This is a genomic window from Roseburia sp. (assembly GCF_041325975.1).
Classification (GTDB): domain Bacteria; phylum Bacillota; class Clostridia; order Lachnospirales; family Lachnospiraceae; genus Roseburia; species Roseburia rectibacter.
The window spans coordinates 1245747-1267445 of sequence record NZ_JBGLEJ010000005.1; the positions used below are offsets into that span (position 1 = coordinate 1245747).

The following is a 21699-nucleotide window of genomic DNA, read 5'->3' on the forward strand; positions in this document are numbered from 1 at the left end:
CTTCTCCCTTCTTCTGTCCGATTTCTAACACATCTTTGGTTCATGTGCAAGCACCTTCAGATTTTCAACTTCGGGATCTTCCGTTCCCTGCATGGAACATCCTTTTTCTTTCGCATAAACAATGTACTCAATGATCTCCGGCGTGATCATCTCGCCCGGCGCTAAAATCGGGATTCCCGGTGGATAGCACATGACAAATTCACCACAAATTCTTCCGGCCGTCTGTCGTACCGGCAGAGATTCCTTTTGGGAATAAAATGCCACCTGCGGCGACACCAGAACTTTCGGGTTGATATATTCTGTGTTTAACATCTTTGCCGGATCTTTTGAATACAGCCGCTTGATATCTGCAAGCGCCCCGACAAGCCGCTCGATGTCCTGTATCCGGTCACCAATGGAAATATAGGCAAGAATATTCGCAATATCCCCCAGCTCGATCTGGATATCATATTCATCCCGCAGCAGATCATAGACTTCGATGCCTGCAAGTCCGATATCTCGCGTATAGACTGACAGTTTCGTCACATCAAAATCATAGACACTGCCGCCATTAATCATATCTTTACCATACGCATAAAATCCACCGATGGAATTGATCTCATCTCTGGCGTATTCTGCCATCTGTGCTACTTTTGCAAATGATTCCTTTCCTCGCAGTGCAAGATTTCTTCTCGAAATATCAAGACTTGACATCAAAAGATAAGACGCACTCGTCGTCTGTGTCAGATTGATGATCTGGCTGACATATTCCCAGTTCACGCCCCGTCCGGTCAGAAGAAGCGAACTCTGTGTCAGACTTCCTCCCGACTTGTGCATGGAAACAGATGCCATATCTGCACCGGCATCCATGGCACACACCGGAAGATTCTCCCCAAAATACAGGTGTGTTCCATGCGCTTCATCCACCAGCACCAGCATATTGTGTTCATGTGCCACTTTTACAATGGAACGCAGATCAGAGCAAATTCCATAATAAGTTGGATTGTTGACCAGTACTGCCACTGCATCCGGGTTCTCCAGAATCGCACGTTCCACTTCTGATACCTGCATGCCAAGCGAAATGCCAAGTTTCACATCCACCTCCGGATTGACATAAACCGGAATCGCTCCACAGAGTACCAGTGCATTGATCACACTCTTATGCACATTGCGCGGCAAAATGATCTTATCCCCTGCCTTGCAGCAGGAAAGCACCATCCCCTGAACAGATGAAGTGGTTCCTCCTACCATAAAAAATGCATGTTCTGCCCGGAATGCCTCCGCTGCAAGTTCCTCCGCCTCCTTGATCACAGAGACCGGATGGCAGAGATTATCAAGCGGCTTCATGGAATTGACATCTAAGCTGACACACTTTTCTCCCAACAGCTCCACTAACTCCGGATTTCCCCTTCCTCTCTTATGTCCCGGCACATCAAACGGTACCACTCTTCGTTTTTTTAACTTTTCTAATGCTTCATAAACCGGCGCATGCATCTGCTGCTCTTTGTCCATGACTTCTAAAAACCCCCTCATCTTCCATAAAAATACGGTATGTCTGCCTTTATATGCTTGCGCCTTTCTGATAAATTCATTAATATCCAAAAGTACAAAAAAGAACAGGCATCCATCACCTGTTCTTCTATCGTCGTTATCATCATAGTCATACTTTATGTAATCTGTCTACATTCTGCAAAAACTATTTTCTCCAGAGTCCGCGTTGGGTTACTGTTCAGTCGTAAGCTTGACACTTGCTGTCAAGCTGTGCGCCAGAAACTAGATAATGCCAAATTACAACCCCATGCATCGAAGATGCATTTAAAATGGACTGTAATAGTTGCTGCTCACACAGTATGTGTGAACAGCAACTGCGTTGGCACCATCGCCAGCAAATATTTGCGTATACTACTCTTATTGACCGTTTCACAAGTGATATTGGATTCCGGGATATCCCCGTAATCAACTTATAAAATTTGAGCTTCTAACTCAATCAATAACGCGGCTTACACCGCAATCGGCAGTTGCCCCGCCTGTCCGTATGAGCTTAACCAATCTCTTGGTGGGCAAACAATAGATCTGTTTCTTCTCTATTGTAACGAATATTTGCATGAAAACAATTTTCGCATTCATGTGATTTGAAGTATAACACACACATCTGGCAAATGCAATAAATATCTGCTTTTCTTCATATTTTATTTTGTTTTAAATGAAATCTTTTTATTGCCACCCTTTTTGGAATCGAGCCATCCACCATAGTAGCAGTCCTGTAACACATATGTTTTACCCTTTGTCAGTTTCTTTGTTTTGATTGTAATCTTATTGCTTCCAACTTTGGCAGTTGCGGTTGCACTTATAGTCTTTCCATTTCCTTTCAGTTTGATCTTAAACTGGCAGGTATTCCCCTTTTTGATGGTGGACTTATAATCTTTTCTTGTAGTGCAGGCAAGACCAAACAACTGATCTGCGGTCACTTTTGATTTTAATGTGATCGTTGCTGTTGTTCCTTTTCAGGTAACTGAATTAATTTTGAACATCTAGCTGCTGCGTGTTGACAGCGGATTTGCATCACTGATGGCAGCAGAAGATGAACTGGAATATCCACTAGTTGACAGATAACCATAATAGGCATATGTCTTTCCTGTCTTGGATGCTGATACATAATCTCCAATATAGAGATCCTCCAGTCTCCACCTGGACATCTCCGATATTCTTATCGTCGATCATTTTCATGAATGTTCCATAGTCAACTTCTGTTACCTGCCTCTTGATCAGAAGTGGTGTCACAAAAAGGTTAAATACAAACAGAACGATCAGTACGATACCGTAGTAATAAAATAACGATTTCTTTCAATATACAATCACATTCTTTTGTATATACATATATTTATTTGGTCCACTCCCGGACTAAATGTATCTCTCTTTTATATCCCTCATCATCATTCGGTGTCTCTAAAATAAACGGTCTTCCCTCTAAAAGCGGGTGCACTGCCACATGACGCATTGCCTCTGCGCCGATCTTTCCCTCTCCGATCCTCGCATGGCGGTCCTTGTGGGAACCACAGTCATTCATGCTGTCGTTAAAATGAACCGCCTTTAAACGGTCAAGCCCGATCACCCGGTCAAACTCCTTTAATACACCCTCTAAATCATTCACGATGTCGTAGCCGCCATCCCATACATGGCAGGTATCAAGGCAGACTCCCATTTTTTCTTTTAATTCCACACGGTCTAAGATCTCTCTTAATTCCTCAAAATTTCTGCCAACCTCAGTTCCTTTTCCTGCCATCGTCTCAAGCAGAACTGTCGTTGTCTGATCCGGTTTTAATGCCTCATTTAACGCTTCTGCGATCAGTTCAATTCCGGTATCTGCCCCCTGTCCCACATGGGAACCCGGATGAAAATTATAATAATTGCCCGGCGTATACTCCATGCGTCTTAAATCATCGAATAACATTTCCTTTGAAAAAGAACGGACATCCTCTTTCGCTGCACAAAGGTTCATCGTATACGGCGCATGTGCAACGATCTTGCCAAATTCATGCTCCTTAGCAAAATTTAAAAACTTTTCCACGTCTTTTTCATCAATTTCTTTTGCCTTTCCACCACGTGGATTTCTGGTAAAAAAAGCAAATGTATTGGCATCTAACGCTAACGCTGCCTTTCCCATTGCCGCATAACCTTTCGATGCGGATAAATGATTTCCTATTAACATATCAATCCTCATTTCTGCACTGCGCTTCGCGCATCTTAAGTTTACACACAATGATACTCCTGTCTGTATGCGCGCATGCTCTTTTATTCTGCCCGGTTCTTCTCCACGATCGTACCTGCCCTGTATGCTGCGAGCAGTTCTTCAAGATCATGGATCGACTCTTTTAGGCCTTTTCCGATATCCGTATCCGCAACTGTTTTTCTCCGTACAACCTGCTGCACGAGTACGGTGTGGGAGACAATATCGCTTCCATCCTGCACCGCTTTTTCCACCGACTCAAACGGCTCATGCGCCGCAAGCACCAGACCATAAGAATTATAGATCAACGTATAGCCTGCAATTCCGGTCTTTGGCTGGTATGCTTTAGAAAAACCGCCGTCAATGATCAGAAGTTTTCCATTACATTTAACCGGTGACTCTCCTTTTTTTGCCTCCACCGGAATATGACCGTTGATAATGTGTGCCTCCGCACCTTCAAGTCCGAATTCCTCTAATATACGGTTGACCACTTCCTCTTTTTCAAGCAGCCTGTAGTATGGATTTTTCGGTTCCTGATGTGTCGTTTTATCCGCGATAAAATAACGTTCAAACGTTGTCATCTTTGCCTTGCCAAACACCGGGGAATTCTGGTTTTCCCAGATAAACCATAAAATATCCTGTCCCTTTTTCTTTTCCTTCGGGTCGATCGCATAATAACCTTTTCTCGCATAGCCTTCTAGCACATCATAAAGCTCTTTTCCGGTATATTCTTTTCCGAAAACATTGACTTTCGTGAACGTGCCATCCTCATTTAACGGCACACAGCCATGATAGAGAAGATTGCCATTGTATACTTTGTAGAGGCTTCCCTGCGTATACAAAAAACGTACATGACGCTGCAGTTTTTCACAATTTGTAAATGCCGCCACCAGACGCTCTATCACATCTGCTTCATCCTCCGAAAGGCGATATGGATCTTTCCAGTCGATTGTCGGAAAGTTGACATCCTTGAGCGGATATTCTTTTCCTTCCACACACACCGTTCCCTTTTTAATATCAATCTTGTCAAGCAGAAGCCTTTTTTCCATCTCAAATTCCGGGTGTTCTTTGATTATCTGTCCTTCCAGCTTAAACTGCATGATTGTGATCGCCTTGTGCATTTTTTCATCTAAAAATGCGTCATGTACATCATACTCATCTTCCCTGTAATCCAGTTTAAAACAATCACAGGAATCCTTGTCATACCATTTCATCGCAAATCTTGCCAGCGGTACAAGATTAATTCCATAACCATCCTCTAACAGATCGAGGTTGCCGTATTTTGCGGAAATGCGGATCACATTGCAGATGCATGCAGCACTTCCAGACGCTGCTCCCATCCAGTATACGTCGTGATTACCCCACTGGATATCCACAGAATGATGCTCCATCAGCGTATCCATGATCAGATTCGGATATGGTCCCCTGTCAAAAATATCCCCGACTACATGCAGATGATCCACGACAAGCCGGCGGATCAGATTACAGAACGCAGTCACAAGCTCCGCAGCCCTTCCTGTACGGATGACTGACCGGATGATCTCATTATAATATGCCTCCTGATCGGATATCTCCTGTCTGCCGGTCAGAAGTTCCTCGATCACATAGGCAAAGTCTCTCGGCAGTGCTTTGCGCACCTTTGATCTTGTATATTTGGAAGATGCATTTTTGCAGATGCGGATCAGACGGTACAAAGTCACCTTGTACCAGTCCTCTAAATTATCTTCCGTCTTTAAAACCTGTTCTAATTTCTGTTCCGGATAATAAATCAGTGTGGCGATTGCTTTTTTCTCCGCCGCACTGATTGCATTGCCAAATTCATCTTCTATTTTCCGCTTAATAGCACCGGAACCGTTTTTTAACACATGTAAAAACTGGTCATACTCCCCATGCACATCTGTGATAAAATGCTCCGTTGCCTTTGGCAGGCTTAAAATCGCCTGTAAATTAATGATCTCCGTTGCCGCTGTGGCAATGGTTGGATACTGGTTTGATAAACTTTTTAAATAACGCAGGTCGGTCTGCCCCATAGTATTCCTCATTTCTTTCTGCACGTTCATTTGCTGCTTTTTATCTTAGCACAGGAAATGCACCGGGGCAACCAACGTTAATTTATTGTCAATACACTACGCGATCGTAGCCTTTATCACATCCCCCATATCATAGAAACCAGCCGGTTTACCGGATAAGAATTTTGCTGCCTGAACAGCTCCTTTTGCAAATACACTTCTGGAATATGCAGTATGCTTAAACTCGATCACCTCATCAAGTCCTGCAAAGATCACTTCATGCTCTCCTACGATGCTGCCACCACGCACTGCTGAAATACCGATCTCTGTTTTTTCTCTCTTTTTACGCTCTTTGCTGCGGTCATAAGTATAAGTATATGCATTGTCAAGTGCTTCATTCATGGAATCAGCAAGTGCAAGTGCCGTACCGCTCGGTGCATCTAATTTCTGATTATGGTGTTTTTCAACAATCTCCATATCAAAACCTGCCGGTGCTAAAATGGTTGCTGCCTGTTTTAATAATTCCATTAACATGTTGATTCCAAGGGACATGTTGGCAGATTTTAATACGGCAACTTTTTTCGATGCCTCGTCCACCTTTTTTAACTGCTCCTCAGACAATCCTGTTGTACAGAGTACTACCGGGATCTGCTTGTCCACACTGTATACTAAAAGATCATCCACTGCCTTTGCGTTGGAAAAATCAATGATCACATCCGCTGCCACATCGCACACAGAAATATTCGGGAATACCGGATAATCGTTCTTAATGCCATCGTAAAGGTCGATTCCTGCCACGATTTCAATATCTGCATCTTCCTTACAGATTCCAGTAATCACCAGTCCCATTTTTCCGTTACATCCACTCATAATTGCTCTTATCATATTGTTTTTTCCTCTCTTTTCTATGTTTAAAGCAACACCGGAAACGCTGCCCCCAACATTTCCGGTGTTTTTATCAATCTGGCTGTCTGATGTTTTTATCACTTACGCCAGCTTAATCCCATAATTCTTCATTGCTTCCGCAAGTTTTGCTGCATTTGCATCTGTCATCTCTGTGAGCGGGGAACGAAGCGGTCCTGCTTCCATACCCATCAGATTCAGTGCTTTCTTGACCGGTATCGGGTTAACCTCTGAAAACAGTGCCTCAATGAGCGGCTGTGCCTTTAACTGGATCTCCATTGCTTTTTTCGTATCGCCATCAAAGAATGCCATACACATATCATGTACATCTTTCGGTGCAACATTTGACCATACGGAGATCACTCCGATCGCTCCGATGGACATAAGCGGTACCACGATTCCATCCTCACCGGAATACAAATCAAGTTTTCCGTCCGTTAAATACATTGCTTTTGCTGCCTGTGCAACGTTTCCGGTTGCTTCTTTGATCGCAACGATGTTCTCCACATCACGATACAATGTTGCGGCTGTCTCTGGAAGAATATTGCATCCGGTACGGCTTGGCACATTGTACATAATAATAGGAAGTTTTACAGAATTTGCAATCTCTGTGTAGTAGCGGATCAGACCGCCCTGTGTTGCCTTATTATAATATGGAGTTACACAGAGCAGTCCGTCCACGCCGGCTTTTTCCGCTTCTTCCGAAAGGTGGATTGCCTCTCTTGTACAGTTTGAACCGGTTCCTGCAACGACTGGGATACGGTGTTTTACAAATTTAACAGCAGCTTTGATCACCTCTGCATGCTCTTCTGTTGTCAGCGTAGAACTCTCACCTGTTGTACCTGCGATGATGATACAGTCCGTTCCCTGATTGATCTGATACTCGATCATCTGCTCTAATCTGTCATAATTTACTTCCTCATTGTTTTTCATTGGTGTTACGATCGCCACACCGGCTCCTTTAAAAATAGACATACTAACAATCCTCCTGCTTCCTGTATTATAATACGTTAGGATACACTGCTTTGTGCACACGGTATTTTATTTATTCATAGGACATAATTTCCCTTTGAATTAAAAAAACCGACTCTGATGAGCCGGTTCGTAAATTCTAATCATATGTATTACTCAGTATATGTCGAATCCGATAGCGCCCCATCTTTCTGCTTTACAGCTTAAGATGACAGTCATAAGGCTCTTTACCTTATGCCCAGGAACATATCTGCAGCAAATATACTCCTTCGGCGTCCTTTCCTTTCATTTTCCATCCACTGTCTCTGCCACATCCGTAAAAACTACTCTTAAAGCACGCAACCTCTATCAAGCAATATGTATCTTTTAGCAATCATAGCACCATCTATTTCTACTGTCAATCCAATTCCTCTAAAAAATCAATTTTGCTGACGGACACCTCATAGGCGACTCTCTTTTCCGTCTGCGTCTCCGACAGTTTTTTAACATATTCCCTGCTCTGTATCCTGCCCCAGATCTGCACATGTCCGCCTACATCAAATCCGGATGCAAATCTCGCATTTCTGCCCCAGCAGATACATGGAATATAATCTGATTTTCCGTAGGAGCGGTTGACTGCGATCAAAAGATCTGCGATCTCTCTTCCAAGCGGCGTTTTCCGGTAAATCGGTTCCTTACATACATAACCATCCAGAAAGATCTGGTTGCTTTTCACGTCATCATCGATCTCATCTAAAAATTCCAGTTCTCTCACGAACACAGAAAGCACCAGCCTGTTTTTCTTTTCCTCGTGCCTGTTAAATGAACGGAACTGCCCTGTCACATAAATATTCTGTCCGACCATATCTTCATTGACATCGATCAGCCGCTCTGAAACCATAAGTGGTATATAATCCATATAATTGCTGAGACGGTTGACTGCCACATCGACCATATAAAATCCCTCTCCGTACACTTCGTGACTGAACCGGAAATCTGATACGATCTCCCCCACGATTGACACCTGGTTGTTTTCAAACATTTTATCTGCCATGAATTTTCTCCCTTCCTTACGGCCATACACCTGTATTTTTTGTACTTTTTTTACCGTTTCTTTCTCGTATGACCTGCCTGACATATTATTTTTACCATGTATCACATTCAAATTTTCATGGAACATGTCGATAAGAAAACGAATGTAATGACAACTTTTGTCAGGTTTTTGTTGAAAAAAATCTTGCAGAATCCCATAAATATGATAAAATGTATAGGTTGGTTTTTTAACCTTATGTTACAGTTAATTCATTTCACACAGGAAAGAGAGATTTTGTATATGAAAATGAAACGTGAAGATGTCCGTAATATTGCCATTATCGCACACGTTGACCATGGTAAGACAACACTGGTCGATGAGCTGTTAAAGCAGAGCGGCGTATTCCGCGCGAATCAGGAAGTTCAGGAACGTGTCATGGACTCTAATGATATCGAGAGAGAACGTGGTATCACGATCCTTTCAAAAAACACTGCCATTACCTATAAAGGCGTAAAGATCAATGTCATTGATACTCCTGGTCATGCAGACTTCGGTGGTGAGGTTGAGCGTGTCCTTAAAATGGTAAACGGTGTTATTCTTGTCGTTGACGCATTCGAGGGTGTTATGCCTCAGACGAAATTCGTACTGATGAAAGCGTTAGAGCTTTCTCTTCCGGTTATCGTATGTTTAAATAAAGTAGACCGTCCGGAAGCCCGCCCGAACGAAGTTGTCGATGAAGTGCTTGAATTATTCATGGACTTAGATGCTTCCGACGAACAGTTAGACTGTCCATTCCTTTTTGCATCCGCAAGAGACGGTTACGCAGTACGCGAGATCGGTGATCTTGTAAATAACAAAAAAGATATGACACCTCTGTTTGAGACGATCATTGATTATATTCCTGCTCCGGAGGGTGACCCGGATGCAAACACACAGGTACTCATCAGTACGATCGATTACAATGAGTACGTTGGACGTATCGGTATCGGTAAAGTCGACAACGGCTGCTTAAAGGTAAATCAGGAAGCTGTTGTAGTAAACCATCATGAACCGGACAAACAGAAAAAAGTCCGCATCAGCAAATTATATGAATTTGACGGTTTAAATAAAGTAGATGTTGCAGAGGCAAAGATCGGATCGATCGTTGCGATTTCCGGTATCGCTGATATCCATATCGGAGATACGATCTGTGCTCCGGAAAATCCGGTTGCGATCCCGTTCCAGAAAATTTCCGAGCCGACACTTTCCATGAACTTTATGGTAAATGACAGTCCGCTCGCCGGACAGGAAGGAAAATTCATCACTTCCCGTCATTTAAGAGACCGTCTGTTCAAAGAGTTAAATACCGATGTTTCTCTGCGGGTAGAGGAAACAGAGAGCCCGGACTGCTACAAAGTATCCGGCCGTGGTGAGCTTCACTTATCCGTATTAGTTGAGAACATGCGCCGTGAAGGATATGAATTTGCAGTCAGCAAGGCTGAGGTTTTATATCACACAGACGAAAATGGTAAAAAGACAGAGCCTATGGAGATCGCTTATGTCGATGTTCCGGATGAATTTACCGGTACAGTTATCGATAAGTTAAGCCAGCGTAAAGGTGAGCTTGTCAACATGAAACCGATCACCGGTGGTTATACCCGTCTTGAGTTTAACATTCCATCCCGCGGTCTCATCGGTTACCGTGGAGATTTCATGACTGATACAAAGGGAAATGGTATCATCAATACTATTTTCAATGGCTATGCTCCATACCGTGGAGAGATCGCTTACCGTAAACTTGGTTCCCTGATCGCATTTGAGTCCGGTGAATCTGTAACCTATGGTCTTTTCTCCGCCCAGGATCGTGGTACCTTATTTATCGGACCGGGTGAAAAAGTTTATGCCGGAATGGTAATTGGTTCCTGTGCAAGAGCCGAGGATATCGAACTTAACGTTTGTAAAAAGAAACATCTTACAAACACACGTTCTTCTTCCGCTGACGAGGCTCTGACATTGGTTCCTCCAAAAGTTTTAAGTTTAGAGCAGGCACTTGATTTTATTGATGTCGATGAGCTTCTCGAAGTAACACCGGAGAGTCTTCGTATCCGTAAACGTATCTTAGACCCGACACTTCGTAAACGTGCTAATATGAAAAAATAGTCATTCTACTATCATGAATAACAAAAAAGATGATCCGCACTGTCACAGTTACGGATCATCTTTTTTCATTCCGGCATCATAAAATGCCCTGCTGTTCTTTCCGTTTTTCTTTACCTCATACATAGCATGATCTGCCGCCGCGATCACTTCTGTACTGTTCTTTCCATCTTTCGGATAAATTGCAATCCCGATACTGGATGCCAGATACTGCTCACCACCGGCAATCTGATATGGTATTTTAAATGTATCTAAAATCTTCATCGCATAGGTATCTATGACTTCTGTCTGACCGCTTGCCACAATCGCGACAAATTCATCCCCCGCCAGCCTGTAAACCTCGAATATGTCATCCACCAGTGCTCCGGCACGCGCAGCCATTTCCTTAAGCACCGCATCTCCTTCGTTGTGTCCATAGACATCATTGATCCGCTTAAAATTATCCATATCGAACATGATCAGCCCAAACGGTTCTTTCTCCCTAATCCGGTACTGTAAATCTTCCATAAACACGCGCCGGTTCAAAAGCGCGGTCAGCGCATCATAGCGCGCCATAAAATTCAGCTTTTTATTGAGTGAACTGATTGTTTCATTTACCTTTCTTTTATGCATATTATCCCGCACAAGCCAGATAATGGATAAAAGCAGTATCACACCAATCACAGATGTAACACGGATTACTTTTCCATATTGTTCCATAAATGTCTCTTTATGATTGATAATTTTTGCATTATCCGGCAGCATACTGCGTGATATATCAAAGCGCTTCATAACATTTTCATCAAAACAGTATATCATCGGTGAGTCCTGCACCACAGCCATACTTTCGCAGACTCCGCCATCCAGAATTTTTGATGCCATCTGCCCGGCAATCTCCCCCATCTTTTCATGTGAGACGATCTTTCCGCCAAGCAATCCCTGTCCCATACCGATTGCAATTCCGGAAAACACCGGAATACGGGCACGGCTGCTTAACATCTGCACAGATTCTGCTGATGCATATACATTTCCATCCTTATCATTACTGCACAAAATATATAACAGAATCGAGCTTTGATCCAAAGACTCTACACGCCCGATCAGATCTTTTTGTGAAAGTTCTGATGCATTAATATCATGAAATTCCAGATCAGGAAAAGATTCCTGACAGGAATAAAATTCTTTTCTTGCACTGAGTCCTGTTACTGTATTATCAACAATTGCCACGATACGCGTAGCCTGGGGACATATCTTTTTTGCAAGGTTTATGGTATCTTCATAGGTCTGGTTTTCTATCACACCTGTAACATCCGGTTCCTGATTCAGCTCCAATGCTTTTTCTGAATTATTGACACCCTCAAAAACAATCGGCGTATCTCCAAATAATTTTTTCCGGTACGCAAGTGCAAAATTAAACGCGGCATCATCTCCCACTATAACCACATCATAAGCCGGAACCTGACTCAGATAATAACTCAGGCTTTTGTAAAACAGATGTACATTTTCCGCTGTATCAACGTTTTTTGTATCCATAAACTTATAGTCAATCGTCACTTCATCCCCAAGTGCCCGCTTGATTCCCTCAATCTGTTGCGGAATCGTCTCCCATGCATAGGAATAAGAACTGATAAACAACACACGTCCCCGCTCTTTTTCTTTTGCATGAACCGGAGAACTTATGCCTGAACACAGCAGCACAAAAAGAATCGCTGCTATCATGCAGCTTTTTTTTATTTTATTTTTTTTCATTTGTATCCCCCATTTTGTGCAGCATCTCTTTATTTTTATAATTTTATGTTCCGCCCGGCAATACTCCGCAATCCCGTAATGCCTGCTTTCTTTAAGTTTACTCTAAATTTTCCACCCAATTATGAAAAAAGTCAATACAATATGTCATTTTCATCAAAAAATTACCTATTTTTATTATTTTTTCTTTCACTTTGCACATTTTCACCCTGTGTAATTTCTTTCATATCAAAAGTCCGTTTCCATTCCTTTGTGCCTTCCACTTTATGTACCTCGGAACGGTTTTTATACAAAAAACGCGTCAGATTATAACAGTCCACCCATATCTCATGACCGTTCTCTCTCCACTCCTCATCAAAGATCAGTTCTAATCCATAATGAAGATGCACGGTATCGATATTGTTAACATTTTCCTTTGTACTGTAGCCGGTGTGCCCCATATAACCGATCACATCCCCTGCTGTCACAAAATCTCCTTCTTTCAGCTTTGCCTGATATGGATAATCCTGCCGCAGATGTGCATAGTAATAGTAACGTTTTTTATCCAGGCTGCGGATTCCCACCCTCCAGCCTCCGTACTGGTTCCAGCCGAGTGCCTCCACATATCCCGACTCAATACAGATCACCGGCGTTCCGATCTGTCCCATCATGTCATGCCCTAAATGCTGTCTTTTATATCCATAGCTTCTCGATACACCAAAATCGTCATAATCACTGTATGGAAATCCTTTCGCGATCGGTGAAAATGCCTTCAGTCCATATTTTTTTACATAAGGGCCGCCTTCGCTCTCCTGTATCTCATACTCACCGATTAGTCCGCCTAATACCGCCGAATACGCCTCTTTATAATAGGAAAAATACTTAAGCTGCCCTGCCGCCTCATCAAATGTCAGTTCTTTTTTCTTCACCTTTTCTGCTGCCTGATTCAGTTCCGACACTGCTGATGTACCAAACTCCCCTCCATTTTTAGCCGCCACATAGGAAAGCAGGTCGATCCAGTCAATATGTATCTCTTTTCCATATGTTTCCACATCATATTCATATGCCTTGCACAATGCCTCGTAGGATACATTAAAATCTACCCAGCGGATCGTCCCATCCGATGTTGCAGCGACCGCATTTTCTCCTGCTCCGGCTGTATTTTTCCATAAAATAAAAGCAGCCACAAGAAGGATGGCTCCCTCTAAAATAATGGCTGCGCTTACTCTCTGACACCAGGTTTTCTTTCCGATCGACGTCATATGCATGATGATCATCCTCCCCCGCCATTCTTTTTCATTATATGAATACAGCAGGAGGAATATCATATTTTTCGTTATAACATATCTTTATTTTTACGACAGATTCCAAAAATCATTCCTGATATTTCATTCTTCTTTTTCCTGGCACGCACTGCACATTCCATACAAAATTGAATTCTTACACTGCAGCCGGAATCCATGATCTTTTAAAATATGTTCCGAGATTTCGTCCATAAATTCACACTCCAGATGAATGATCTTTCCGCATTTTACACACTGTAAATGAAGATGTTCCTCACAGTGATGCCCCAGTTCTACGTACTGGTATACTGCCTGATTCCCTTTTTCAGCAACATATTTGATCACCGTGCCGTCCTTTGCCAGTTTATCTAAATAGCGGTAAATGGTGGTGATGTTTACCTCACAGTCCTGCGTCCTCAGATAATGGTCGATATCTGCTACCGCCACTGTCCGGTCACTGTTTTTCTTTAAAAATTCCAATATTTTTTTACGGCTGATCGTCGCATAACCACTTCCCGGCATTCTTCCTCGTACCTTCCTGTTTTCTCAATTTTATAATGTTACGGTGCAAACGCATAACATACTTTGATTGCTCACTGACTTATCATTAAAACACAATCCCGCATGCTCTTATGACAATGCCCCAGAATACACCAAGTGCATACAACGCTGCGACGATTCCAAGGTTCTGCTTCCAGTCACGGTTTAAACGGAATAATACCAGAAGTCCGACACCGGCATTGACTAACAGTCCAGACATCATAGCACCCGCTCCGATAATGCCGCTTAAATAAAGTTCTGTAATCACAACCGAAGATGCACAGTTCGGGATCAGTCCAACTAACGCTGCGACAGCTTCACCCGCGAGCGGCATCACTGTAAAAAATCCTGCCAGTGTATCTTCCCCGATAATTCCTATCACAACATTCAAAAGGAAAGAAATGATCAAAATATACAAAAAAATCTTTAATGTGTGCTTCAGTGCAGAAAGTAAAATTCCATCCTCACAGCTGCAGTGTTCTTCCTCACAGACCACATGGATGTCCATTTCTTTTTCATGCTTTTTCATCACACCTACATATAAAAATTCCACCACAAGACCGGAAATCATAGCGATCACTACTTTGGCAGCAAGGATCTTAACGATCACTGCCGGCGCTACTGCCTCTGAAATCATGATCGGGAGCATCTCATCGGAGGTCGACAGAAAAATCGCAAGCAGTGTTCCAACTGTGATCACACGCCCTGCATAAAGGCTTGATGCTGCGGCAGAAAAACCACACTGCGGTATCACTCCAAGCAACGCGCCCCATACTGGTCCGCTTTTTCCGGCATTTCTGATCCGGTTTTTTGCCTTTCCTCCGGTTTTATGCTCTAATGTCTCCATCAGAAGATATGTTACAAACAAAAAAGGCAGTAATTTTACACTGTCTAATAAAGTATCTAAAATAATATCTAACATATGGCACTCCATTCCTGCAATTATTTTGCAATTGTTTTGCATTTGCAACTTGTTTGCATTTTTATTATACGCAGAAATATCTGAATGTCAAGAAAATTTTCGTATTAACATTTGAATATTGTTATTTAGAAATTAATTGTGCTGTGAACCAAAATAATGCCGGTAAAAAAGAATTGCAAACACCGCCGTCAGAAAATCTGAAACTGCCTGCGCTGCCAATACTCCGGTATAGCCTGCCAGATGGGATGCAGTCAATATCACAACAGCAAAGATAAGTCCCTGTCTGCTGACCGACAGCCAGAACGCTCCCCATGCCTTTCCGGCAGACTGGAATGTACAGGTCGTCACAAGAACGATCGCTACAAATAACATTCCCATCTGCTGGTATTTAAGCATTTCCACTCCGGAATTTACAATCTGTGCATCATCCATAAATACCCGTATCAGCGGTTTTGCTGCAAGTGACAGGGCTGCGGCAAGGATCACGGCAAGACTGCACTCAAATTTATAACAGAATGCCAGAATTTCTTTTAACCGTTTCTTATTATCTGCTCCATAATTGTACCCAATGAGCGGCTGCGCACCAAATGCAAATCCAACTAATACCAGCACAGCGATCATATTTACTTTCATAACGATTCCCATTGCAGCCACTTTTTCATTGCCGTAAGGCAGTAAAAAACGGTTTGTCAGTGCCATTCCAAAACTCTGCATCAGATTTGTGATCGATGCAGGGATTCCGATGGCAAAAATCGGCTTCAGTTCATCAGCCGAAATATGAAATCCCACAGGGTTTACAGACAATTTCTGGCTTCGTTTCAGTAAAAACCACAGAAAATAAAGATCTGCACATATATATCCGATGACCGTTGCTATTGCAGCTCCTGCTGCCCCAAATCCAAGCAGAGAAATAAATACCGGGTCTAACACCATATTCACAACTGCACCCAATATCGTTCCTACCATAGACGACTTCGCAAAGCCTTCCGTACGGAGCAGGTTTGATGGTGTAAAGGATAAAATAATAAACGGTGCTCCGATCACAATACCCGTATAATATGCAGACGCATAACACAATGTATCTTCATCTGCTCCCAGCATATGGAGAATTGGCATGCGAAAAGCCAGCATTATGATAATCACCAGAATACCACATAAAATTGCAGCATAAAAAAAGAATACGCTCATCCTTCTTCCGTCGTCATCCTGTTTTTTCCCAAACATTCTTGAAATAACAGAGCTTCCTCCAAGTCCAAAGATATCTCCCAGTGCGATCATCAGCGTAAAAACCGGTGCTCCAAGTGATACACCCGCCACAAGATCAGTATTTCCTGTCCCTGCAATAAAATAAGTATCCACCATATTATAGATCAGCGATACCACCATGCTGAGCACTACCGGAAGTGCCATTGTAAAATAAGCCTTAGATACCGGTGCTTTTTCAAAAATTTCGTTTTCTTTCATTTTTCTGTTATCTGCCCTATTTTTAGATATCATCTAAGGATTCTTTGATCTTATCCATGAATCCCTTTTTCTTTTTCGGCTTTTCTGCTGTTCCTGCGCTCTCTGCCGACTTTTTTAAAGTATTACCTGTCGCCTCATCAAATTTACGCAGTGCCTCTTTTGCTTCTGCATTTAAAGATGTCGGAACCTGTACCACCAAAGTTACGTAATGATCACCACGCACAGCTTTATTGCGAAGAGAAGGCACACCTTTTCCTTTCAGACGTATTCTCGTATCTGTCTGAGTACCTGCTTTCACTTCGTATAAAACATCACCATCCACCGTATTAATGCGAACCTCTCCGCCTAATGCCGCCTGTGCAAAGGAAATCGGTACCGTAGAATAGATATTCATATCCTGGCGCTGGAAGATCGGATGACGAGATACTACTACCTCTACTAACAGATCTCCACGCGGTCCGCCATTGATGCCAGGTTCACCTTTTTCACGGATTCTGACACTCTGTCCATTGTCAATTCCGGCAGGAATCGATACCTGAATTTTCTTTTTACTTGAAATGTATCCTGTTCCACGGCAATCAGGACATTTATCCTTGATCATCTTTCCGGAGCCGCCACAGTCCGGACAGGTCTGTACATTTTGTACTGTCCCAAAGAAAGACTGCTGGGTAAATACCACTTTACCTTTACCACCGCATTTTGTACAGGTCTCCGGTGTTGTTCCCGGTTTTGCACCTGTACCATGGCATTTCTGGCACTCATCCTTTAAGACCATCTCGATCTCTTTCTCACAGCCAAATACAGCTTCCTCAAATGTAATGCGGACGCTGGTACGCAGATTCTGACCTTTCATCGGTCCATCATTGCCACGTCTTCTTGATCCACCGCCGAAGAAATCTCCGAAAATATCCCCAAAGATATCTCCCATATCCATACCGGAAAAATCAAATCCGCCTGCTCCACCGGCACTGCCATCAAATGCCGCATGACCAAACTGATCATACTGTTTTCTCTTCTCTGCATCACTAAGCACTGCATATGCTTCCTGTGCCTCTTTAAACTTTGCCTCCGCTTCCTTATCTCCAGGATTCATATCCGGATGATACTTTTTGGCAAGTACACGGAACGCTTTCTTGATCTCAGCATCTGTTGCCGTTTTACTCACGCCTAAGACTTCATAATAATCTCTCTTATCTGCCATAACGTTTTCCTCTCTCAAACTGCATACAGGGCTTCCGGGAAAACCCCCGGAAACCCCGTTGTATTTTTATTATTTCTGATGATTAAACTTCTTTGAAGTCTGCGTCTACGACATCATCATCTGCAGAAGATCCGCCAGCCTGTGCGTTACCGCCCATGCCGCTCATGTCAGGACCTGCACCTGCTGCTCCCTGTGCTGCCTGTGTCTGCTCATACATCTTTGCAAATACCTTCTGAGCACTCTCTGTCAGTTTTTCCTGAAGGGATTTCAGCTCTGTTACATCAGCTTCTGTCATTTCTTCCGGATTCTGATGTGCATCTAAGAATGATTTTACTGCATTCATATCAGCTTCTACTGCAGATTTATCAGCCGGATCAAGGTTTGCCCCAACCTGATCTAATGCCTGCTGTGTCTGGAATACGAAGGAATCAGCATCGTTTCTTGCATCGATTGCTTCTTTTCTCTTCTTATCCTGTGCTTCGAACTCTGCAGCTTCTTTTACTGCCTTATCGATCTCATCATCAGACATGTTAGAACCTGCTGTGATCGTAATATGCTGTTCTTTTCCAGTTCCTAAATCTTTTGCAGATACATTTACGATACCGTTTGCATCGATATCAAATGTAACTTCGATCTGCGGAACACCACGACGTGCTGGTGGGATACCATCCAGACGGAACTGTCCAAGGGATTTGTTATCTCTTGCAAACTGTCTCTCACCCTGTACAACGTTGATATCTACTGCTGTCTGGTTATCTGCTGCAGTTGAGAAGATCTGGCTCTTCTTTGTAGGAATTGTTGTATTTCTCTCGATCAGTCTTGTTGCGATACCACCCATTGTCTCGATGGAAAGTGAAAGTGGTGTTACATCAAGAAGTAAGATCTCACCTGCACCTGCATCTCCTGCAAGTTTACCACCCTGGATAGATGCACCGATGGCAACACACTCATCCGGATTCAATGTCTTACTTGGCTCTTTGCCTGTTAACTGTTTTACTTTATCCTGTACTGCCGGGATACGTGTAGAACCACCAACTAATAATACCTGACCAAGATCAGCATTAGTAAGTCCTGCATCTCTCATAGCATTCTGAACCGGGATAGCTGTCTTTTCAACGAGATCATGTGTCAACTCATCGAATTTTGCTCTTGTTAAGTTCATATCAAAGTGTTTCGGTCCCTCAGCAGTTGCTGTGATGAACGGAAGGTTGATATTTGTGGTTGTTGCAGAAGAAAGCTCTTTCTTTGCTTTCTCAGCAGCTTCTTTTAATCTCTGAAGAGCCATCTTATCAGTAGAAAGATCAACACCTTCTGCTTTCTTGAACTCATCGATCATCCACTGTGTGATTCTGTTATCAAAATCATCACCACCAAGATGTGTATCACCGTTTGTAGATAATACTTCGATAACACCATCGCCAATCTCAATGATAGAAACATCAAATGTACCACCACCAAGGTCGTATACCATGATCTTCTGCTCTTTCTCATTGTCAAGACCATAAGCTAAAGCTGCTGCTGTCGGCTCGTTGATGATACGTTTTACATCAAGACCTGCGATCTTACCTGCATCTTTGGTTGCCTGACGCTGGGCATCGTTGAAGTAAGCCGGAACTGTGATAACAGCCTCTGTTACTTTTTCTCCTAAGTATCCTTCTGCATCAGCTTTTAATTTCTGTAAGATCATTGCAGAAATCTGCTGTGGAGAATACTGTTTGTCATCAATTGCTACTTTATAATCAGTACCCATATGTCTCTTGATAGAAGATATGGTCTTTTCTGCGTTTGTAACAGCCTGACGTTTTGCAGGCTCACCTACTAATCTCTCGCCTGTTTTTGTGAATGCAACGATAGATGGTGTTGTTCTTGCACCTTCCTGATTTGCGATAACGGTAGGTTTTCCACCTTCCATAACAGCTACACAACTGTTTGTTGTACCTAAGTCAATACCAATGATTTTACTCATAATGATTTCCTCCTCATCTAATATCTATGAAATACTTAGTTTGCTACTTTTACCATACTGTGTCTTACTACAGTATCTCTGTACATATATCCCTTCTGGAGTTCTTCTGCTACTACATTTTCTCCTAAGGTTTCATCCTCCACATGCATTACTGCGTTGTGGAAATTCGGATCAAATTCTGCACCGACTGCTTCGATCGGTGTTACACCTGCTTCCTCTAATACGGTAAGCATCTGGCGGTAGATCTTATCCATTCCGACAACAAAAGCATCTTCTTTGCTTTCTTCCGGAACAGCTGCAAGACCACGCTCGAAGTTATCAATTACCGGCAGGATCTTTTCTACGATCGTTTTGGCTCCCATATCGTACATCTGTGATTTTTCCTTTTCTGTACGCTTACGGAAATTATCGAACTCTGCCATCTGTCTTTTGACTTTGTCAGTAAGCTCTTCGATCTGCTCATCCTTTTTATCTTTTTTCTTTTTGAAAAAAGATTTCTTTTTATCTGAATCTTCAGAATCCGTATCAGCATTTTCTGCTTCTTCTGTATCTGCTGTCTCAGTTGTCTCTTCCGTGGATGTCACATTTTCATCCGTCTGGGTTTCAGAAGCATTTTCCTCTGTGGAATTCTCCATTGCTTCGTCTAATACCTCTTCATTCATCTCTGACATCTATGAACCACCTTTCTATGTCTGTTCCTTATCCTTGTTTAAAATTCCATCTAAGGAATTTTTCAAGGTTTTCAGGTTATCCATTACTTTCTCATAATCCATTCGCTTCGGTCCGACAATTCCTATCGTTCCACGAACGCCTTCGCCCAATTCATAAGTTGCTGTCACAACACTGCAGTCCTTCATGGTCTGGATCGGGCTTTCATTTCCTATATAAACCTGAATCCCTGTATTATCATCATCTAACAGGTTTTCAGTTACAAGGCTCGCTAACTGCTGTTTCTCCTCAAATGTGGAGATCAGCTCACTCGCTTTCTCCGAATCACTTAACTCCGGATATTTAAAGAAGTTGGTTGTTCCGCTTGTATAAATGCGGATGTCCTCATCCTGTCCCATCGTCTCTGCCACAGTATCAAGCACATCACTGATGATGTCACTGTGAATGCCTGCCTGCTCTTTCAGCTTTGCAATGGTTCCAAGATTGATCTCCTGCAATGCAAGACCATTTAAATTCGCATTTAACAGGAAATTCAGTTTTAACATCGTCTCATTATCGATTGGTTCACTGACCGGAATAATTTTATTCTTGACCAGATTTCCTTCGGTAACGATCGTTGCTAAGATCTGTTCTTCATTCATATTGGATAACTGGATGAACTTTACTTTATTCTTATGGAACGTCGGTGCTGTTACCATCGTTGCATAATTGGTATTGTTCGCCAGTATCTTTGCCACTTGCTGCAACACCTGATCCATCTTCTCCGTGTGTTCGATGACGAAACTCTTCATCTCATCGACCTCACGTTTTTTCTCTTCCATCAGATGATCCACATAAAAGCGGTATCCTTTGTCAGAAGGAATCCTGCCGGCTGAAGTATGCGGCTGTAAAATGTATCCAAGTTCTTCCAGATCTGCCATCTCATTACGGATCGTTGCAGAGCTTAAATTCAAATCGGTATACTTGGATATCGTTCGTGATCCAACCGGTTCGCCTGTCTCTAAATAGTTGCGGATGATTGCATCAAGAATTTTCGTTTTTCGTTCGTCTAACTCGAATTCCTCGTCCATTCTCTTCTCCATCTCCATACTCTGTAACTCTCTGTAAGAATCTGGCATCTGCCTTAGTTCCCAGTTACTTTTTATATCTGTTAGCACTCGTTATTGTGGAGTGCTAACATCTATGTACTTAAAATAGCACCATCATATTCTT

The 21699-nt window shown here is 42.7% G+C and carries 18 protein-coding genes, 1 pseudogene and 1 riboswitch; of the genes and pseudogenes, 1 reads left to right on the forward strand and 18 read right to left on the reverse strand.

The window, feature by feature from the left end; translation table 11 throughout:
• Positions 1–24: 24 nt before the first annotated feature.
• The 9 genes and pseudogenes from ACDD58_RS17000 to ACDD58_RS17040 all read right to left on the reverse strand — a co-directional run bounded on the left by ACDD58_RS17000 (position 25) and on the right by ACDD58_RS17040 (position 8623).
• The gene (locus tag ACDD58_RS17000; protein WP_370778499.1) at positions 25–1491 is read right to left on the reverse strand and encodes an aminotransferase class I/II-fold pyridoxal phosphate-dependent enzyme; all 1467 of its coding nucleotides are present in this window, start codon (positions 1489–1491) and stop codon (positions 25–27) included.
• Positions 1492–2168: 677 nt separating this feature from the next.
• Entirely contained in the window at positions 2169–2447 is a 279-nt protein-coding gene (locus ACDD58_RS17005) for a hypothetical protein (protein WP_370778500.1), read from the reverse strand.
• A 63-nt stretch (positions 2448–2510) separates the two neighbouring features.
• Positions 2511–2675 carry a hypothetical protein gene (locus ACDD58_RS17010; protein ID WP_370778777.1) on the reverse strand — a complete coding sequence of 55 codons (165 nt, stop codon included), beginning with the start codon at positions 2673–2675 and terminating at the stop codon, positions 2511–2513.
• Between the two features lie 37 nt (positions 2676–2712).
• Positions 2713–2760: pseudogene (locus tag ACDD58_RS17015) on the reverse strand (hypothetical protein); the annotation flags it as partial.
• 100 nt (positions 2761–2860) lie between these two features.
• Positions 2861–3688, reverse strand: a complete 828-nt coding sequence (locus tag ACDD58_RS17020) for a deoxyribonuclease IV (RefSeq protein ID WP_241070709.1) — start codon at positions 3686–3688, stop codon at positions 2861–2863.
• Positions 3689–3771: 83 nt separating this feature from the next.
• Positions 3772–5736 (reverse strand): fructose-1,6-bisphosphatase, encoded by a 1965-nt coding sequence (locus tag ACDD58_RS17025; RefSeq protein WP_370778501.1) that lies wholly within the window; start codon positions 5734–5736, stop codon positions 3772–3774.
• 96 nt (positions 5737–5832) lie between these two features.
• Positions 5833–6600 (reverse strand): 4-hydroxy-tetrahydrodipicolinate reductase, encoded by a 768-nt coding sequence (gene dapB, locus ACDD58_RS17030; protein WP_370778766.1) that lies wholly within the window; start codon positions 6598–6600, stop codon positions 5833–5835.
• Between the two features lie 102 nt (positions 6601–6702).
• Positions 6703–7593, reverse strand: a complete 891-nt coding sequence (dapA, locus tag ACDD58_RS17035) for a 4-hydroxy-tetrahydrodipicolinate synthase (protein WP_370778502.1) — start codon at positions 7591–7593, stop codon at positions 6703–6705.
• A gap of 165 nt (positions 7594–7758) precedes the next feature.
• Positions 7759–7946, reverse strand: a riboswitch (Lysine riboswitch).
• 41 nt (positions 7947–7987) lie between these two features.
• A complete protein-coding gene (locus ACDD58_RS17040) occupies positions 7988–8623 on the reverse strand; it encodes a single-stranded DNA-binding protein (RefSeq protein WP_117919679.1) in 636 nt (211 codons plus the stop codon).
• Between the two features lie 279 nt (positions 8624–8902).
• Between ACDD58_RS17040 and typA the strand changes: the two genes are divergently transcribed.
• Positions 8903–10741 carry a translational GTPase TypA gene (gene typA / locus ACDD58_RS17045; protein WP_117919706.1) on the forward strand — a complete coding sequence of 613 codons (1839 nt, stop codon included), beginning with the start codon at positions 8903–8905 and terminating at the stop codon, positions 10739–10741.
• A gap of 48 nt (positions 10742–10789) precedes the next feature.
• Here the strand turns inward: typA and ACDD58_RS17050 are convergent, their stop codons facing one another.
• From ACDD58_RS17050 to hrcA, 9 genes are all read right to left on the reverse strand, one after another.
• Positions 10790–12466, reverse strand: a complete 1677-nt coding sequence (locus ACDD58_RS17050; protein WP_370778503.1) for an ABC transporter substrate binding protein — start codon at positions 12464–12466, stop codon at positions 10790–10792.
• A gap of 161 nt (positions 12467–12627) precedes the next feature.
• A complete protein-coding gene (locus tag ACDD58_RS17055) occupies positions 12628–13710 on the reverse strand; it encodes a M23 family metallopeptidase (protein WP_370778504.1) in 1083 nt (360 codons plus the stop codon).
• Positions 13711–13830: 120 nt separating this feature from the next.
• Complete coding sequence (locus tag ACDD58_RS17060) at positions 13831–14247, reverse strand: Fur family transcriptional regulator (RefSeq protein WP_117919673.1); 417 nt, start codon at positions 14245–14247, stop codon at positions 13831–13833.
• 85 nt (positions 14248–14332) lie between these two features.
• Positions 14333–15187 carry a putative manganese transporter gene (locus tag ACDD58_RS17065; protein ID WP_241070710.1) on the reverse strand — a complete coding sequence of 285 codons (855 nt, stop codon included), beginning with the start codon at positions 15185–15187 and terminating at the stop codon, positions 14333–14335.
• A 132-nt stretch (positions 15188–15319) separates the two neighbouring features.
• The gene (locus ACDD58_RS17070; RefSeq protein WP_370778505.1) at positions 15320–16651 is read right to left on the reverse strand and encodes an MATE family efflux transporter; all 1332 of its coding nucleotides are present in this window, start codon (positions 16649–16651) and stop codon (positions 15320–15322) included.
• Between the two features lie 22 nt (positions 16652–16673).
• The gene (gene dnaJ / locus ACDD58_RS17075; RefSeq protein WP_118591350.1) at positions 16674–17852 is read right to left on the reverse strand and encodes a molecular chaperone DnaJ; all 1179 of its coding nucleotides are present in this window, start codon (positions 17850–17852) and stop codon (positions 16674–16676) included.
• A gap of 82 nt (positions 17853–17934) precedes the next feature.
• A complete protein-coding gene (gene dnaK, locus ACDD58_RS17080) occupies positions 17935–19818 on the reverse strand; it encodes a molecular chaperone DnaK (RefSeq protein WP_117919667.1) in 1884 nt (627 codons plus the stop codon).
• A 35-nt stretch (positions 19819–19853) separates the two neighbouring features.
• Entirely contained in the window at positions 19854–20489 is a 636-nt protein-coding gene (gene grpE, locus ACDD58_RS17085; protein ID WP_117919665.1) for a nucleotide exchange factor GrpE, read from the reverse strand.
• A gap of 15 nt (positions 20490–20504) precedes the next feature.
• On the reverse strand, positions 20505–21605 hold the full coding sequence (hrcA, locus tag ACDD58_RS17090) for a heat-inducible transcriptional repressor HrcA (RefSeq protein WP_117919663.1): 1101 nt from the start codon (positions 21603–21605) through the stop codon (positions 20505–20507).
• Positions 21606–21699 lie beyond the last annotated feature (94 nt).

Excerpts from the sequence above, each read along its gene's own strand:
- ACDD58_RS17065 (WP_241070710.1), bottom strand. The coding sequence starts at position 15,187 with ATGTTAGATATTATTTTAGATACTTTATTAGACAGTGTAAAATTACTG.
- ACDD58_RS17070 (WP_370778505.1), bottom strand. The coding sequence starts at position 16,651 with ATGAAAGAAAACGAAATTTTTGAAAAAGCACCGGTATCTAAGGCTTAT.
- ACDD58_RS17000 (WP_370778499.1), bottom strand. The coding sequence starts at position 1,491 with ATGGACAAAGAGCAGCAGATGCATGCGCCGGTTTATGAAGCATTAGAA.
- typA (WP_117919706.1), top strand. The coding sequence starts at position 8,903 with ATGAAAATGAAACGTGAAGATGTCCGTAATATTGCCATTATCGCACAC.
- ACDD58_RS17040 (WP_117919679.1), bottom strand. The coding sequence starts at position 8,623 with ATGGCAGATAAAATGTTTGAAAACAACCAGGTGTCAATCGTGGGGGAG.
- grpE (WP_117919665.1), bottom strand. The coding sequence starts at position 20,489 with ATGTCAGAGATGAATGAAGAGGTATTAGACGAAGCAATGGAGAATTCC.
- ACDD58_RS17055 (WP_370778504.1), bottom strand. The coding sequence starts at position 13,710 with ATGCATATGACGTCGATCGGAAAGAAAACCTGGTGTCAGAGAGTAAGC.
- ACDD58_RS17020 (WP_241070709.1), bottom strand. The coding sequence starts at position 3,688 with ATGTTAATAGGAAATCATTTATCCGCATCGAAAGGTTATGCGGCAATG.
- hrcA (WP_117919663.1), bottom strand. The coding sequence starts at position 21,605 with ATGCCAGATTCTTACAGAGAGTTACAGAGTATGGAGATGGAGAAGAGA.
- ACDD58_RS17060 (WP_117919673.1), bottom strand. The coding sequence starts at position 14,247 with ATGCCGGGAAGTGGTTATGCGACGATCAGCCGTAAAAAAATATTGGAA.
- ACDD58_RS17025 (WP_370778501.1), bottom strand. The coding sequence starts at position 5,736 with ATGGGGCAGACCGACCTGCGTTATTTAAAAAGTTTATCAAACCAGTAT.
- ACDD58_RS17050 (WP_370778503.1), bottom strand. The coding sequence starts at position 12,466 with ATGAAAAAAAATAAAATAAAAAAAAGCTGCATGATAGCAGCGATTCTT.
- ACDD58_RS17010 (WP_370778777.1), bottom strand. The coding sequence starts at position 2,675 with ATGTCCAGGTGGAGACTGGAGGATCTCTATATTGGAGATTATGTATCA.
- dnaK (WP_117919667.1), bottom strand. The coding sequence starts at position 19,818 with ATGAGTAAAATCATTGGTATTGACTTAGGTACAACAAACAGTTGTGTA.
- dnaJ (WP_118591350.1), bottom strand. The coding sequence starts at position 17,852 with ATGGCAGATAAGAGAGATTATTATGAAGTCTTAGGCGTGAGTAAAACG.
- dapA (WP_370778502.1), bottom strand. The coding sequence starts at position 7,593 with ATGTCTATTTTTAAAGGAGCCGGTGTGGCGATCGTAACACCAATGAAA.
- dapB (WP_370778766.1), bottom strand. The coding sequence starts at position 6,600 with ATGATAAGAGCAATTATGAGTGGATGTAACGGAAAAATGGGACTGGTG.